Source organism: Streptomyces fulvoviolaceus (genome assembly GCF_000718165.1).
Lineage (GTDB): Bacteria > Actinomycetota > Actinomycetes > Streptomycetales > Streptomycetaceae > Streptomyces > Streptomyces fulvoviolaceus.
Map to the genome: position 1 here is coordinate 169805 of NZ_JOEY01000043.1, position 14369 is coordinate 184173.

Sequence of the window (14369 nt, forward strand, 5' to 3'; positions counted from 1 at the left end):
GCGCCCACGCGGCGGAGCCGCATATCGATACAGCCCCGCACCCCTGAGTTGGCCGGCCCGGCCTTGGCTGTCAGTGACCCAGTGCTGTTCCCAGGCCCGTACGGTCCGTGCCCACCTTTCGGTAGACCCCCGACAGCAGCCGTACCGCCGTCGGCTCGTCGATCCGTAGTTCCTTGGCGATCTCGGCCTCCGTACGGCCCTGGACCGTCAGGTTCGCCGCCGTGCGTTCGCGGGCCGTCAGCGTGTCCGTCTCCGTGCTGTGCAGGCGCCGTGGGCGCAGACCGGCCGCGGCGAGCTCGTCGCGGGTCGCCTCCACCAGGCCGTCGGCCCCACACTGCACGGCCGCGTCGAGCCCCCGGTACAAGTGCTCGGCGGCCTCCGCGGGGCGGCCCGTGCGGCGCAGCTCCGTACCGAGGGCGACCAGGGCCGAGGCGAGCTCGTAGGCGGCCGGTGAGCGCTCCAGGTGGACGACGGACTCCTCCAGCAGCTTCACTCGGGCCGAGCCCGAGGACACCTCGGCGGCGAGGCGCAGTGCCTGGCCGACGGCGGACGGTGCGCCGAACTGCCGGGCACGGGCGACCGCTTCGAGAGCGGTGGCGACGGCGCGCTCGGGGGCGTCGTGGCTTTCGGCGCGGGCGAGGTGGAGCTGCCAGGGGCACCAGGCGGGGTTGCGCATCCCGCGCGGGTCGAGTCGGCGGCCGGCGGCAGCGAGCTCGGCGGCCGCGTCCTTGGGGCGGCCGCGGGCCAGTAACAGCTCGCCGTGCACGGTCTGGGCGTCGGGGAAGACGACGGCGGCCGGGAAGGGGGCCTCGAAGGAGTAGTCGTCGCCGATCTGCGCGGCCTCGGTGACCCGGCCGCGGGCGAGCAGGACCTCGATGAGGATGCCGACGGCGTACCAGTGGGCCGGGGTTCCCGGGCCGACGCGCTCGGCGAGCCTGAGCCCCGCGCGGACGAAGTCCTCGGCCTCGGCGAGCCTGCCCCGGCGGAAGCGGACGTAGGCGAGCAGGGTGTAGGCGAAGGAGAGGTGGGCGCCGCGCCAGCCCTGGCGCTCGAAGTCGGCGATCCCGGCGGCGAACAGTTCCTCGGTGCGGCCGGGCCGGTCGGCGTACGTGAAGGCGAGGGCGACCAGGACGGGCACCTCGAATCCGCGGTCGGGCTCGGCCCAGCCGAGGCCTCCGGCGAGGGCGCGTTCGGCGTGGTGGAGGGCGATGTGGGCGGGTTCGCCGCGCAGTACCGCGTCCCAGGCGCGCAGGCCGATGATGTACCGCTCGGTGAGGTCGCGGCCGGAGAGGCGGTCGGCGAGCCTGGTGAGGCGGCGGGAGCGCGAGGGATGGTCGGGTTCGTCGGCGCGGAAGGCATCCCACATGAACTGTTCGGCGACCATGCGCAGCTTGACGCGGGCGTCGCCGGTGACGCGGATCTCGCGGGCCAGGGTGTCCGAGGCTTCGGCGAGACGGTCACTGTGGGCGAGGACCTGGGAGAGCCGGTAGACGACGTGGTGCCTCAACTCGGCGTCCGCGATGGGCTCTTCGAGGGCGGCGCGCAGGTGGTTGACCGTGGTGGCGGGTTCGGTGAGCAGCGAGGCGGAGCCCAGTTCGTACAGGACGGCGGCGCGGTCCTCGGAGGGCGGCGGTTCGCGCAGGGCGCGGGCGAGGTAGCTGCGTGCGGAGTCCGGGGCACCGGCCCGCAGCGTCTCCACGGCGGCGGCGCGCAGCTGCTGTACCACCCAGGGGTCCCCGTCGGGATGGGTCTCCAGGAGGTGCCGGGCGGCCGCGGCGGGGCCCCGTCCGTCGTTGACCACGCACCAGGCTGCCTGGCCGTGCAGGGCGACGCGGACACCGGCCGGGATGGCCCGGTAGACGGCGGTGGCGATGAGCGGGTGCACGAACTCCAGGGACTCGACGCCGGTGAGGATGCGGGCGCCGCGCAGGGCGTCGGCCGCGTCGGCGGCCTCCTCGTGGCCCAGTCCGGCGACGGCGGCGGCGAGCAGCGGATGGATCTCGGTGCCGAGGACGGCGCAGGCCCAGGCGAAGCGCACGGTCGAGGTGCCGAGGCGTTCGAGGCGGGTGACGAGGCCGCTGCCCTTGACGGCGGCGCCGAGATCGCGCAGCAGGTGGGCCGCGGCCTCGGTGGGGGCGACGCCGCGGTCGCGCACCTTGACCGTCAGCTCGACGGCCTCGAACGGGTTGCCCGCGGTGACGGCCCAGCACTCACGGCAGAACGCGTCGTCGGCGTGGGCACCGAGGGTCTCCCGTACGAGACCGGCGACGGCGACGGCGCTGAGCGGCTCCAGGTCGAGCGGGCGTCCGCCGGCCCGCCCGGGCAGTCCCCTGAACGACTCGGCGTGATCGGGGAGTTCGTCGGGCCGGTAGGCGACGACGACCAGCATCGGGAGTTCCTCTGCGCGGGGCGCGAACGCGGCCAGCCAGCCCAGGGATTCGGGGTCTGCCCAGTGGGCGTCGTCGAGAACGAGCACCATCGGGGCGCGCAGTACGGCGAGATGGGTGAGCACCCAGTCGAGCCCGTCGCGCAGGCCCTGTGGGTCGGGCGGGGATCCGTCGGTCGGGGCGCACAGGCCGAGCGCGGGGCCGACGATGCCGTACCAACTGCCCAGCGAGGAACGGAGGTCGACCTCGGCCGCCCCGGCGAACTGTGGCTGCAGGAGCTGCCGGGCGACGTGGAAGGCGACCCGCTGCTCCTGGTCGCCGCCGCGGGCGGACAGGACGGTGCAGCCCCGGGCCGCGGCCCGGCGGCGGACCTCGGCGAGCAGGGTGGTCTTGCCGATGCCGGCGCGGCCGGCGAAGGCGAGCAGGGCTCCGTGCGGGCGGCCGTGCGGTTCGGCCCCGTCCGTGCGCAGGCCGGTGAGCTCTCCCAACGCCTCGTCGACGGCGGCGAGTTCACTCTCCCGTTCGAAGAGAGTCCTGCTGCTGCGTGCACTGCGCTGTGTCATGGCGCACCCCCCGCCCCGGTGGTACGCCCGCGCGGGGAGCGAGCGCGCACCGTGACCTACAGGCACCTCAGCGTACGCCTCACGGGGTGCGCACGAACCGCTTCCACCGTTACTGGCCGAGGCTGTCGGCGGCCTTGTGCCGTTGGTGGTGCCGGGCCACCCGGGCACGGTTGCCGCAGGACGGCTTGCACCACTCCTGCCGCGGGTGCTCCTTTAGGAAGTAGCGCACGCAGCGCGGGGCGTGACAGGCGCGCAGTCGTTGCCGGTCGGGGCTGCCGAGGAAGGCGATCGCCGCCTGCGCGAGGACGGCCGCGAGCTCTCCCGCACCTGCCACCGCCTGCCGGTCCACGACGGGTTCGGCACCGTCGACCCACTGCAGCACCGGGACGGTCGGCGTGCGGGCGGCGGTCCTGTTGAGGCGGTCGACGGCCTCGGGTACGGGCATGAGGCGTGCCGCGTCGGCGGGGCTCGGTTCGCCGGGACGTACCGCGCGGGCGAAAAGGGAGCGAACGGCTGCGCGCAGGTCGCGGACGGCGGCGAGCGTCGCCTCGTCGGCGGCAAAGGCCGTGGTGTCCGGCACGGTGTCGGGGTGGCCCGTGACCCAGGCGGTGAGACCGGCGGGGTCGGTGAGGTCGTCGGCGACGCCTCCGTGTCCGTCGTGCCGGATGGTGAGGGCGAGGTCCAGGGCGAGGTGGGCGTCCCTGCTGATCGAGTCCTGCATGGGGCTAATGATAGGTTCGATCGCATCCATTAGCACTCAAAGGGTCCATGGATGATCTGCGTCAGCTGCTGCGTGACCTCGAGGTGTTCGCGGGCGACATTCCCCAGTTCGATCCCGCCGCGACACCGGACACCCCGTCCGAGCTGTTCTCCGGGTGGCTGCTCGGGGCCTTCGAGGCGGGTGTGCGCGAACCGCACGCCATGACCGTCTCCACGGCCGGTACCGACGGCGACCCGACGGCACGCACCTTGATCCTCAAGAGGGTCGGGCCCGAGGGCTGGCAGTTCGCGTCGGACGGCGGCAGCGTCAAGGCCCGCGACCTGGCCGTGCGGCCGTATGCGGCCCTCACCTTCTACTGGTCGCCGCTGGCCCGGCAGGTCCGGGTGCGCGGCCCGGTCGTCGCGGCGAGTGCCGAGGACAGCGCGGCCGACTTCCTGGCGCGGGGCGTCGGGGCCCGCGCGGAGGCGCTGCTCGGCCGCCAGTCCCGGCCGCTCGCGGATCTCGCCGAGCGCGACACGGCGGTGAAGGAGTCGCTGGCCCGGCTGGAGGCAGAGCCGGATCTGGTGGCCCCGGGCTGGACGCTGCACACCGTACGGCCCGAGTCGGTCGAGTTCTGGCAGGGCGACAAGGAGCGACGGCACACGCGGCTGACGTATCTGCGGGAGGGCGAGGGCTGGCGCAAGCAGCTCTTGTGGCCGTGACGGCCGCTCCCCTTACTCCTCCTGCGGTGCGGGCGGCACCACCGCGACCGGGCTCGCCGCGTGCAGCAGGACGGCCTGGGCGACCGAGCCCATCATGCGGGCGGGTGCCAGCAGGCGTCGTCGGTGTCGGCCGACGACGACCAGGTCGGCGTCCTTCGAGGCCGCGACGAGATGGCCCGCCGCGTCGCCCGGGGCCACGTACGGCTCGGCCCGGACATCGGGGTGCCGGGTGCGGTGCGGGGCGAGGAAGCCCTCGGCGAGGGCGCGGTTCTCGCTCTCGACAGCGTCCTGGTCGATCATCAGCGGGACGAGTTCGCCCGGGACCGCCCAGCTCTGCAGCGGCCACCGGTAGGCGGCGACCACCTGGAGGCGGGCGCCGCGCAGCCCCGCCTCGGTGAAGGCGAAGTCGAGCGTCGCCTCGTCCGGGCTGTCCACCTGCAGGCCGACGACCACCCGGGGGCCGGGCTCGGCCGGTGCCTCACCGTGGACCTCACGTCCGGGGCGGGGCACCACGACGACCGGGCACTCGGCGTCGCGGGCGGCGGCCATGCCGTTGGAGCCGAGCAGCAGACTGGCGAAGCCGCCGCGGCCGCGGGAGCCGAGCACCAGCAGTTGAGCGGTGGAGCCCAGTTCGGGCAGCACGGCAGCCGGGGAGCCTTCCCTGCTCAAGTACTCCGTCAGCGGCCGGTCGACGCGCCCCTCCAGATACCTTCGCACCTGGTCGAGGACCGGATCGTCGTCCGGATCGGGCGGTCCGGCGGCCAGGACCTCGGGCTGGGCCCAGGCGGCGTACTGCCGCACATGGACCACCCGCAGTGGCGCCGCGCGTCTGCGGGCCGCGTCGAAGGCCCAGTCCAGGGCGCACAGGCTGTCGTCCGAACCGTCGACCGCAGCGATCACCGGCAGCGTGCTCATGGGTTCCTCACCTCCGGAATACAACCCTCCCCTTCCTGGGGCCAGCCTCGCTCAGGCATCGGCACCAGGAAGGCGCTCAGGGTCGCGTGTCCGGAAATACGGGAGGAACACCCCCGGGTCGGCCCGGGGTCGGCTCAGGTGAGGTCGAACTCTCCTTCCCGCGCCCCCGACACGAACGCACCCCACTCGGCGGGGGTGAAGATCAGGGAAGGGCTCTCCGGGCGGCCACTGTTGCGCATCGCGATGAACCCCTCGACAAAGGCGATCTGGACATCCCCCAGGCCACGGCTGCTGGAGTGCCATTCGGCGCTGCTGAGGTCCAGCTCGGGCTTGTCCCAGCCCGTGAGCGGCTGCTGCTGGATGGTGGTCTCGGCCACGTCCGTGCTCCTCCCGATTGCGTCGTCCGCGGTCAGCCTAGCGATCGGTTCCTGACGCCAACAGGCCACGTGAGGGGGACCTTTCAGGAGGGGGGCGGCTCGGCCCCCACGAGCCACATCGAGAAGAACTGGGATCCGCCGCCGTAGGCGTGCCCGAGTACCCTCCTGGCCCCCTCCACCTGGTGTTCCCCGGCCTGTCCGCGTGCCTGGAGCGCGGCCTCGGCGAAGCGGATCATGCCGGAGGCGCCGATGGGATTGGTCGACAGGACGCCGCCCGACATGTTGACGGGCAGGTCGCCGTCCAGCTCGGTCACCCCGGCCTCGGTGAGCTTCCAGCCCTCGCCCTCGTCGGCGAAGCCGAGATTCTCCAGCCACATGGGCTCGTACCAGGAGAACGGCACGTACATCTCGACGGCGTCGATCTCCCGGCGCGGGTCGGCGATCCCGGCCTGTCGGTACACGTCGGCGGCGCAGTCCTTGCCGGCCTGGGGCGACACGGCGTCCTTGCCCGCGAAGAGGGTGGGTTCGCTGCGCATCGCGCCGCCGTGCATCCAGGCGGGCGGCCGTGGCGCGCGGGCGGCTCCGGCGCGGTCGGTGAGGACCATCGCGCAGGCGCCGTCCGAGGACGGGCAGGTCTCCGAGTAGCGGATCGGGTCCCACAGCATCGGCGAGGCCTGGACCTTCTCCAGGGTGATGTCGTGCTCGTGGAGGTGCGCGTAGGGGTTCTTCAGCGCGTTGCGCCGGTCCTTGTACGCCACCAGCGAGCCGACCGTGTCGGGCGCGCCGCTGCGCCGCATGTACGCGCGCACGTGCGGGGCGAAGAATCCGCCCGCCCCGGCCAGCAGGGGTTGCTGGAAGGGGATCGGCAGGGACAGACCCCACATGGCGTTGGACTCGGACTGCTTCTCGAAGGCGAGGGTCAGGACGGTGCCGTGCACGCGGGCGGCGACCAGGTTGGCGGCGACCAGCGCGGTGGAGCCGCCGACCGAGCCGGCGGTGTGCACCCGCAGCATGGGCTTGCCCACCGCGCCGAGCGCGTCGGCCAGGTACAGCTCCGGCATCATGACGCCCTCGAAGAAGTCGGGCGCCTTGCCGATGACGACGGCGTCGATGTCGGCCCACATCAACTCGGCGTCGTCGAGGGCCCGTTGGGCGGCTTCGCGCACCAGCCCGGCGATCGACACGTCCCGCCGGGCCGCCACGTGCTTGGTCTGGCCGATGCCTACGACGGCCACGGGCTCCTTGCTCATCGCGGATCCCCTTCGAGTACGGCGACCAGGTTCTGTTGGAGACAGGGGCCGGAGGTGGCGTGGGCGAGGGCCCGGTCGGACTCGGCCCGGTGGATACGGGCGGCGGCCTCGCCGATGCGGATGAGTCCGGCGGCCATCATCGGGTTGGCGGCGAGGGCCCCGCCGGAGGGGTTGACGCGCACGGTGTCGTCGAGCCCCAGTGCCTTGCGCAGGACGACCTCCTGCGAGGTGAACGGCGCGTGCAACTCGGCGGTGTCGACGGGCCGTTCGAAGGCGCCGGCCTTCTCGGCGGCCAGACGCGTGGAGGGCGAGTCGGTCAGGTCGCGGACGCCGAGGCTGTGCGCCTCGATGCGGTGGTCGATGCCGCGGATCCAGGCGGGCCGCGTGCACAGTTCCCGGGCCCGCTCCCCCGCGGCGAGGATCACGGCGGCGGCTCCGTCGCCGATGGGCGGGCAGTCGCCGGTACGGAGGGGCCGTACGAGATAGTCGCCCTGCGGTATTGAACCCCTGAGCTGTGCATGGGAGTTGGCGGTCGCGTCCGCGCGGCTGCGGGACGCCACGGCGGCGAGCTCGGGTTCGTCCGTGTGGCCCGCGTCGATGAGCGCCTGCGCCTGAAGGGCGGCGAGGGCAACGGAGTCGGGCCACAGGGGGGCGACGTAGTACGGGTCGAGCTGGCGCGTCAGTACGTCACGCACGGACCCGGGCGACGACTTGCCGTACGCGTACACCAGAGCGGTGTCGGCATCGCCCGTCAGCAGCTTGGTCCACGCCTCGTACAGCGCCCAGGCGCCGTCCATCTCGACGTGCGACTCGGAGATGGGCGGCCAGGCGCCGACGCCGTCGAGGGCGAGCGTGAAGGAGAAGGCGCGGCCGGCCAGGTAGTCGCTGGAGCCGGAGCAGGTGAAGTCGATGTCGGCGGTCTTCAGGCCGGTCTGGTCCAGCACGTCGTGCAGGACCGGCATGAGCATCTCGACCTCGGAGAGTTCCTCGGTGGTGCGCCGGTGGTCGGTCTGGGCGAAGGCCACGACCGCGATCTCACGCGTCACAACAGCTCCTTGTAGGTGTCGTACTCCGCGTCGGGTTCGCCGGTCGGCCGGTAGTGGTCGGGGAAGCGGGCGCCTTCCGTCCACACCGGCTCGACGCGCAGGCCCATGCGCACCTGGTCGTAGGGGATGCCGCCGATACGGCCGTGCTGGGCGAGGTCGGCGCCGTCGAGGGCGATGTGGGCGTAGACGTAGGGCACCTCGATGTCGAGGTTCTTCGCCTTGATGTTGACGATGCAGAAGGTGGTGACTGTGCCGCGGGGACCCACTTCCACCTGTTCCGATGTGGCGACACCACAGGTGGGGCAGGCACCCCTCGGCGGCACGTACACCTTGCGGCAGGACGGGCAGCGCTCGCCGACGGCCCGGCGCGCGGAGAGGGCGTTGATGTAGGCGGTCTGGGCGCGGCCGGGCGAGTAGGTGTAGTCGAGGCGGGCGGGGGCGACGATGCCGGTGATCGGGGCCTCGAACTCGCCGCTGTGCCCGGTGGGTTCGGCCGGATCACCGTCGTACGGCTCGAAGCAGGCGATGTCCGTGATGGCGCCGGACCGCTCCTCGGCCCAGCGGACGCGGACGCGCATGCCGGTGTGCACGGCGTCGGGGCCTGGGGCATCGAGGGCGTGCAGGAGGGCGGTGTCGGCGCCGTCCATGCGGACCAGGACCCAGGCGAAGGGCGTGTCGAGCGGCTGGCCGCGGCGGGGGGCGTGGTTCCAGGCCCAGGTGGTGACGGTGCCGGTGGGGGCGACCTCGACGAGGTCCCGGATCTCCTCGGCGGTGACGGGGTCGTACTCGACGGGCGGGACGAGGGTGCGGCCGTCGGTCGTCTTCACGCCGAGGACGACGCGTTCACGCAGGCCGGTGAGGAACGCGCTCTGGACGGGGCCGAGGGATCGGGTAAAGGGAAACTCGACGACGAGGGGCGCTTTGAGGACTTCGGGCATCAGGGGCTTGCCTCCTTCGAAGCAGGGGCGGGGCATCGCGCCCCAAAGGGGCGCGGGGCTGTGACATTTGCGGCTCCGCCGCGTGGGCGCGACCAGCCACAGACGGCCAGCAGTCGCCGAACCGCCGCACCAGGCAGAGCGCTACGCGCGCTTGTAGACCGGGGGCCGCTTCTCGGCGAAGGCGCGTGCACCTTCCTTGGCATCGGCGGTGTCGAACACCGGCCACCCCCGCTTGAGTTCGGCCGCGAGTCCATCCGTCTCGGTCATCTCGGCGGTCTCGTACACCGAGGCCTTGACGGCCTCGACGGCCAACGGCCCACACGCGTTGATCTGTTCGGCGATCTCCAGGGCCTTGGCGAGCGCCGTGCCGTCGGGCACGACGTGCCCGATCAGCCCGATGTCGGCGGCTTCCCGCGCGGTGTACGGGCGTCCGGTGAGCAGCATCTCCAGGGCGTGGGTGCGCGGGATCTGGCGCTGGAGGCGGACCGTGGAGCCGCCGATCGGGAACAGGCCGCGCTTCACCTCGAACAGGCCGAAGGTCGCGGACTCGCCGGCGACCCGGATGTCGGTGCCCTGGAGCATCTCGGTGCCGCCCGCGACGCAGTACCCCTCGACGGCGGCGATCACCGGCTTGCGGGGGCGATGGTGGCGCAGCATCGCCTTCCAGTGCAGGTCCGGGTCGGCCTTGAGGCGGTCCCGGTACTGCTCGCCCTCCATCCCTTTCCCTGCAAGGGCCTTGAGGTCCATGCCCGCGCAGAACGAGCCGCCCGCCCCGGTGAAGACGATCGAGCGGACCGAGTCGTCCGCGTCCGCCTCCACCCAGCCGTCGTGGAGACCGACGAGCATCGGCAACGAGAGTGCGTTCTTCGCCTCCGGCCTGTTGAGCGTGAGCACCAGTGTGGCGCCCTCGCGCTGCACGGTGAGGTGTTCCGTCCCACCCATCGCCCATCTCCCCTCTGAAAGAACGAGAACAGGTTGCAGGAGGCGCCGGAGCACTTCAAGAGTTTTCTGACAGGCAGTCAGATTTATTCGCGCGGACCCTTCACAGTTGCGGTGCCCTTTGCTCTGATGACCGGCGAACCGGTGGAGAGTCAGACCGTCCGAGGTGGGTCAGGAGGAGCGGTGGAGTACAACCTTGCCGACCTGTTCGAGTCGGTCGTCGACGTGGTCCCGGACCGCGAGGCGCTCGTGTACATCGACCACCCCGGCACGGGGGCGGAACGCCGGCTGACGTATGCGGAGCTGGACGCCGCGGCCAACCGCATCGGCCACCATCTGCTCAGCAGCGGGATACAGCCCGGCGAGCACGTCGGTCTGCACCTCTACAACGGCGTCGAGTACCTGCAGACGGTGCTGGGCTGCCTGAAGGCGCGGATCGTGCCGGTCAACGTCAACTACCGCTACGTAGAGGACGAGTTGGTGTACCTCTACCGGGACGCCGATCTGGTGGGCCTGGTCTTCGACACGGAGTTCACGGACCGGGTGGCGGCGGCACTGCCGCTCACGGACCGGCTGCGGCACCTGGTGCGGGTCGGGGCGCAGGAGTCCACAACCCTCACGGACGCCACAGCCCTCACGGACGCCACGACCTTCACGGACGCCACAGCCGCCGGGTCCCCGGAGCGGGGGTTCCCGCCACGCTCGGGCGACGACCAGTTCATCATCTACACCGGCGGCACCACCGGCATGCCCAAGGGCGTGATGTGGCGGCAGGAGGACCTGTTCTTCTCGGGGCTCGGCGGCGGCGCGCCGACCGGCGCGCCGGTCAAGAAGCCCGAGGAGCTCGCCGAGCGTGTCGCGGCGGGCGGTGCGGGCATCACCTTCTTCCCCGCTCCCCCGCTGATGCACGGCACCTCCACGCTGACGGCGTTCATCGGCTTCAACTTCGGTCAACGGGTCGTGCTGCACCGCAAGTTCGTGCCCGAGGAAGTGCTGCGGACGATCGAGAAGGAGAAGGTCACCAGCATGTCGCTGGTGGGCGACGCGATGCTGCGGCCGTTGATCGACGCCCTGGAGGGCCCGCTGAAGGGCACCGACATGTCGTCGATGTTCAGCGTGTCCTCGTCGGGGGCCGTCATGTCGGACACCGTGCGCAGGCAGTTTCTCGCGCTCGTGCCCCACATCATGCTGCTCAACAACTTCGGCTCCTCGGAGTCCGGCTTCAACGGTACGGCGACGGACGACGCCGGTCCCGAGCGCGGTTTCCGTGTCCGGGTCAACTCCCGTACCCAGGTGGTCGATCCGGCCGGCCATGAGCCGGTCGCCGTGGGCGAGGTGGGCCGGGTCGCCCAGTGCGGCCATGTGCCGCTCGGCTACTACAACGACCCGCGCAAGACCGCCGAGACCTTCTTCGAGAAGGACGGCGAACGCTGGGTACTGCTCGGCGACATGGCCACCGTCGACGAGGAGGGCGTCGTCACCGTCCTCGGCCGGGGCTCCCAGTGCATCAACACCGGGGGCGAGAAGGTGTACCCGGAGGAGGTCGAGCAGGCGCTGAAGTCCCATCCCGACGTGTACGACGCGCTGGTGGCCGGGGTGCCCGATGTGAAGTGGGGACACCATGTGGCGGCCGTGGTGCAGTTGCGGGAGGGCGCGGCACGGCCGTCCCTGGAGGACGTCCAGACCCACTGCCGGGCTCGGCTCGCGGGGTACAAGATCCCGCGCCAGCTGGTGATCGCTGAGTCCATCCAGCGGTCCCCGAGCGGCAAGGCGGACTACCGGTGGGCGCGGCAGGTGTCGGTGGCGGCGGACGGGTGAATCGGCTGGTTCCGGCCCCGTGCGATTGAACCGAAGGTGACGTGCGGACGTACTGGTGGTGGCAGGCTCGAATACCGGGCCCTGTTTGCCATGCCACCGCTTCGCCGCACGCCATCGCACGACAGCACGGAAGGACCACCGGGTGTCGCTCTTCACTCGCGCTCGTCAGCAGTCGGACTCCACCGAGGACGGGGCGGACGCGGACGCCGGCACCGTCGTGGAGAAACCGGCGGGCGAGGAGACGGCCGAGGACGTCGCCGAGGAGACCGGCCCCACCGAGAAGTCCGGCTGGTTCGGCTGGCGCCGTCGCTACCCCCGTACGGCACGCGGTGTGAACGTGGGGACGCACGTCCTGGCCGGTGTGCTGGTGCTCGCCGTACTGCTCCTGCCCACCCGGATCGACCGGATGACGTTCCAGTCGTTCCTCCGCATCCCCGCCGAAGCAATCCTGCTGGCGGGCCTGCTGCTCGCGCTGCCGGCGAAGCCACGGCGGATCGCGGCCGTCGTCTCGGGGGTGTTCCTCGGACTGTTCACCGTCCTGAAGTTCCTCGACATCGGCTTCTGGCAGTTCCTGGCCCGGCCGTTCGACCTGGTCTTCGACTGGATTCTGCTGGACGACGCCACGGAGTACCTCAGGGAGTCGTTCGGCCGATCGGGGCAGGTGCTCGCGGTGACCGGGGTGATCGTCCTGCTCCTCGTCGTGCTCACGCTGAGCATCCTCGCCGTGGTGCGGCTGACGAACGTCATGTCGCGGCACCGATCCGTGGCCGTCAACACCACCCTCGTCCTCGGCACCGTATGGATCACCTGCTTCACCACAGGCGTGCAGTTCAGCGGTGTCACGGTCGCCACCAAGGGCAACACCACGTACCTCGCCAACCGTGTGGAGGCAGTGCGCAACGGCCTGGGGGACGCCAAGGTCTTCAAGAAGCAGGCCACGGTCGACGCCTTCGCCGACACCCCGCCCGACCAGCTGCTGACCGGACTGCAGGGCAAGGACGTCCTGTTCACCTTCGTCGAGAGCTACGGCCGTGTCGCGATCGACGACCCGGCGATGGCGCCGGAGATCGACGCGACGCTCAAGGAAGGCAATGGCCGGCTCAAGGCGGCCGGATTCGAGTCGCGGAGCGGCTGGCTCAGGTCACCGGTGGCGGGCGCCGGCAGCTGGCTCGCCCACTCGACGTTCCTGTCCGGCCTGTGGGTCAAGAACCAGCAGCGGTACCGGACCCTGACCGGCGGCGAACGCGCGACCCTCACCAGCTACTTCCAGAAGACCGGTGACTGGCGCACGGTCGGCATCGTCCCGGGTGTGCGGAAGAGCTGGCCCGAGGGCAAGTACTTCGGCCTCGACCACATCTACGACTCCGAGCACCTCGGCTACCAGGGCCCCTACTTCAGCTGGACGCCCGTGCCCGACCAGTTCAGCCTGGAGGCCTTCGAGAAGCTGGAGCACGGCAAGAAGAACCGTGACCCGATCATGGCCGAGATCATCCTCGCCTCCAGCCACCAGCCCTGGTCGCCCATCGCCCACATGATCGACTGGGAGGACCTCGGCGACGGCTCCGTCTTCGAGCAGATCAAGAAGGAGGGCACGAACCCCTCGGAGGTCTGGAAGAGCGGGAAGAGCGTGCGCACCGAGTACCGGAAGGCCGTCCAGTACTCCCTGGACAGCCTGACCGAGTGGGTCCAGCGCTACGGCGACGACAACACGGTCCTCGTGTTCCTCGGCGACCACCAGCCCGTCCCGACCGTCACCTCCGGCAGCACCAACAAGGACGTGCCGATCACCATCGTCGCCCGCGACCCGAAGGTCCTGGACAGGATCTCCGACTGGGGCTGGACCGAGGGCCTCAAGCCCGCCGCGAACGGACCGGTATGGGGCATGGACAAGTTCCGGGACCGCTTCATGACGGCGTACGCGAAGTGACGTCCGGCTCCGTCGGCAGCACGTCTCGCTGTTCGAGGAACGCCACGATCCGCCGTACGAACCACTCCGGATCGTCCAGCCAGGGGTTGGGAACTACTGGGGTCTGACTGGGTGGGAGTGCGTTCTGGCGTGTGTGAGTGAGCGTGGAGGGTCCCGGCGGGCGGCTGGGTGCTGTCGTCCCGGGAGGGGAATCGGGGTTCGTTCGTCGAATGTGTGACCTTTCCGTGTGGTGTTCGTTCGTTGGGTGTGATGAGCGGGTTATTCGAGGGGCTGTATGGGGGGGTGTGGGGTGGGTGGGTTGAGGGAGCTTGCGGCGTCGTTCGTCGTGCCCGGCCCCTCGGGCGTGGCAATCCGGACCCGGCTCAAGCAGCTCTCGCCCGCCGACGAGAAGGTCCTCGCCCTGGTCGGCGCGCACCTCGGCTCGCTGGCCTCCCGGGACTTGAAGGTGCGCTGCGCGGAGGGCCTGGAGCATTCCGCGCAGACGTGGGCGGCGCGTAAGCGGGGCCTGACGCCGGTGTCGTCGTCCCGGTGGGCGGGGTCGATCACCAAGGCCACGCATGATCAGTGGGCGCTGGCCCGCCGCTGTCAGCTCGCCCACCTCCGGTCTCTTGAGGCGGGGATCCGGACGATCGCGGACCGGCTGGCGCTGCCGGTCGGCGCAACAGGCTCGAAGCGGGCGTCGGGTGGCTACCGCAGCCGGCGGGAGTGGCATGCCAAGGCCCGCCGCCTGCAGGTGCTGGAGGACCGGCTGGAGCGTGAGCGGGCCGACCGGGAGGCCGGGACCGTG

11 protein-coding genes and 1 pseudogene are annotated in these 14369 nt (G+C 71.5%); 4 read left to right on the forward strand and 8 right to left on the reverse strand.

What is annotated here, in order from left to right; genetic code table 11:
- Nucleotides 1-70: 70 nt before the first annotated feature.
- Both IG08_RS0138120 and IG08_RS0138125 read right to left on the reverse strand, forming a co-directional pair.
- The gene (locus IG08_RS0138120) at nt 71-2950 is read right to left on the reverse strand and encodes an ATP-binding protein (protein WP_030613896.1); all 2880 of its coding nucleotides are present in this window, start codon (nt 2948-2950) and stop codon (nt 71-73) included.
- Nucleotides 2951-3059: 109 nt separating this feature from the next.
- Complete coding sequence (locus IG08_RS0138125; protein ID WP_030613897.1) at nt 3060-3671, reverse strand: CGNR zinc finger domain-containing protein; 612 nt, start codon at nt 3669-3671, stop codon at nt 3060-3062.
- A gap of 47 nt (nt 3672-3718) precedes the next feature.
- Between IG08_RS0138125 and IG08_RS0138130 the strand changes: the two genes are divergently transcribed.
- Complete coding sequence (locus IG08_RS0138130) at nt 3719-4372, forward strand: pyridoxine/pyridoxamine 5'-phosphate oxidase (RefSeq protein ID WP_030613900.1); 654 nt, start codon at nt 3719-3721, stop codon at nt 4370-4372.
- 12 nt (nt 4373-4384) lie between these two features.
- Here the strand turns inward: IG08_RS0138130 and IG08_RS0138135 are convergent, their stop codons facing one another.
- The 6 genes from IG08_RS0138135 to IG08_RS0138160 form a co-directional block, all read right to left on the reverse strand.
- Nucleotides 4385-5287 carry a universal stress protein gene (locus IG08_RS0138135; protein ID WP_030613902.1) on the reverse strand — a complete coding sequence of 301 codons (903 nt, stop codon included), beginning with the start codon at nt 5285-5287 and terminating at the stop codon, nt 4385-4387.
- Between the two features lie 134 nt (nt 5288-5421).
- Complete coding sequence (locus tag IG08_RS0138140) at nt 5422-5664, reverse strand: DUF397 domain-containing protein (protein ID WP_030613904.1); 243 nt, start codon at nt 5662-5664, stop codon at nt 5422-5424.
- Nucleotides 5665-5747: 83 nt separating this feature from the next.
- On the reverse strand, nt 5748-6914 hold the full coding sequence (locus tag IG08_RS0138145) for a thiolase domain-containing protein (protein WP_030613906.1): 1167 nt from the start codon (nt 6912-6914) through the stop codon (nt 5748-5750).
- Entirely contained in the window at nt 6911-7960 is a 1050-nt protein-coding gene (locus IG08_RS0138150) for a thiolase domain-containing protein (RefSeq protein WP_030613908.1), read from the reverse strand. Before IG08_RS0138150 ends, IG08_RS0138145 begins: the two co-directional genes overlap by 4 nt.
- Nucleotides 7957-8898, reverse strand: a complete 942-nt coding sequence (locus IG08_RS0138155) for a Zn-ribbon domain-containing OB-fold protein (RefSeq protein ID WP_030613910.1) — start codon at nt 8896-8898, stop codon at nt 7957-7959. Before IG08_RS0138155 ends, IG08_RS0138150 begins: the two co-directional genes overlap by 4 nt.
- Nucleotides 8899-9039: 141 nt before the next feature.
- Nucleotides 9040-9840, reverse strand: coding sequence for a crotonase/enoyl-CoA hydratase family protein (locus IG08_RS0138160; RefSeq protein ID WP_030613912.1), 801 nt, complete (start codon nt 9838-9840; stop codon nt 9040-9042).
- Nucleotides 9841-10020: 180 nt separating this feature from the next.
- Here IG08_RS0138160 and IG08_RS0138165 point away from each other — a divergent pair, with 180 nt between their 5' ends.
- The 3 genes and pseudogenes from IG08_RS0138165 to IG08_RS0138175 form a co-directional block, all read left to right on the forward strand.
- Nucleotides 10021-11655: an acyl-CoA synthetase gene (locus tag IG08_RS0138165; protein WP_030613914.1), complete on the forward strand. Its 1635-nt coding sequence runs from the start codon at nt 10021-10023 to the stop codon at nt 11653-11655.
- Nucleotides 11656-11797: 142 nt separating this feature from the next.
- The gene (locus tag IG08_RS0138170) at nt 11798-13582 is read left to right on the forward strand and encodes an alkaline phosphatase family protein (protein ID WP_030613916.1); all 1785 of its coding nucleotides are present in this window, start codon (nt 11798-11800) and stop codon (nt 13580-13582) included.
- 289 nt (nt 13583-13871) lie between these two features.
- Nucleotides 13872-14369, forward strand: a pseudogene (locus IG08_RS0138175) (IS200/IS605 family accessory protein TnpB-related protein); the annotation flags it as partial.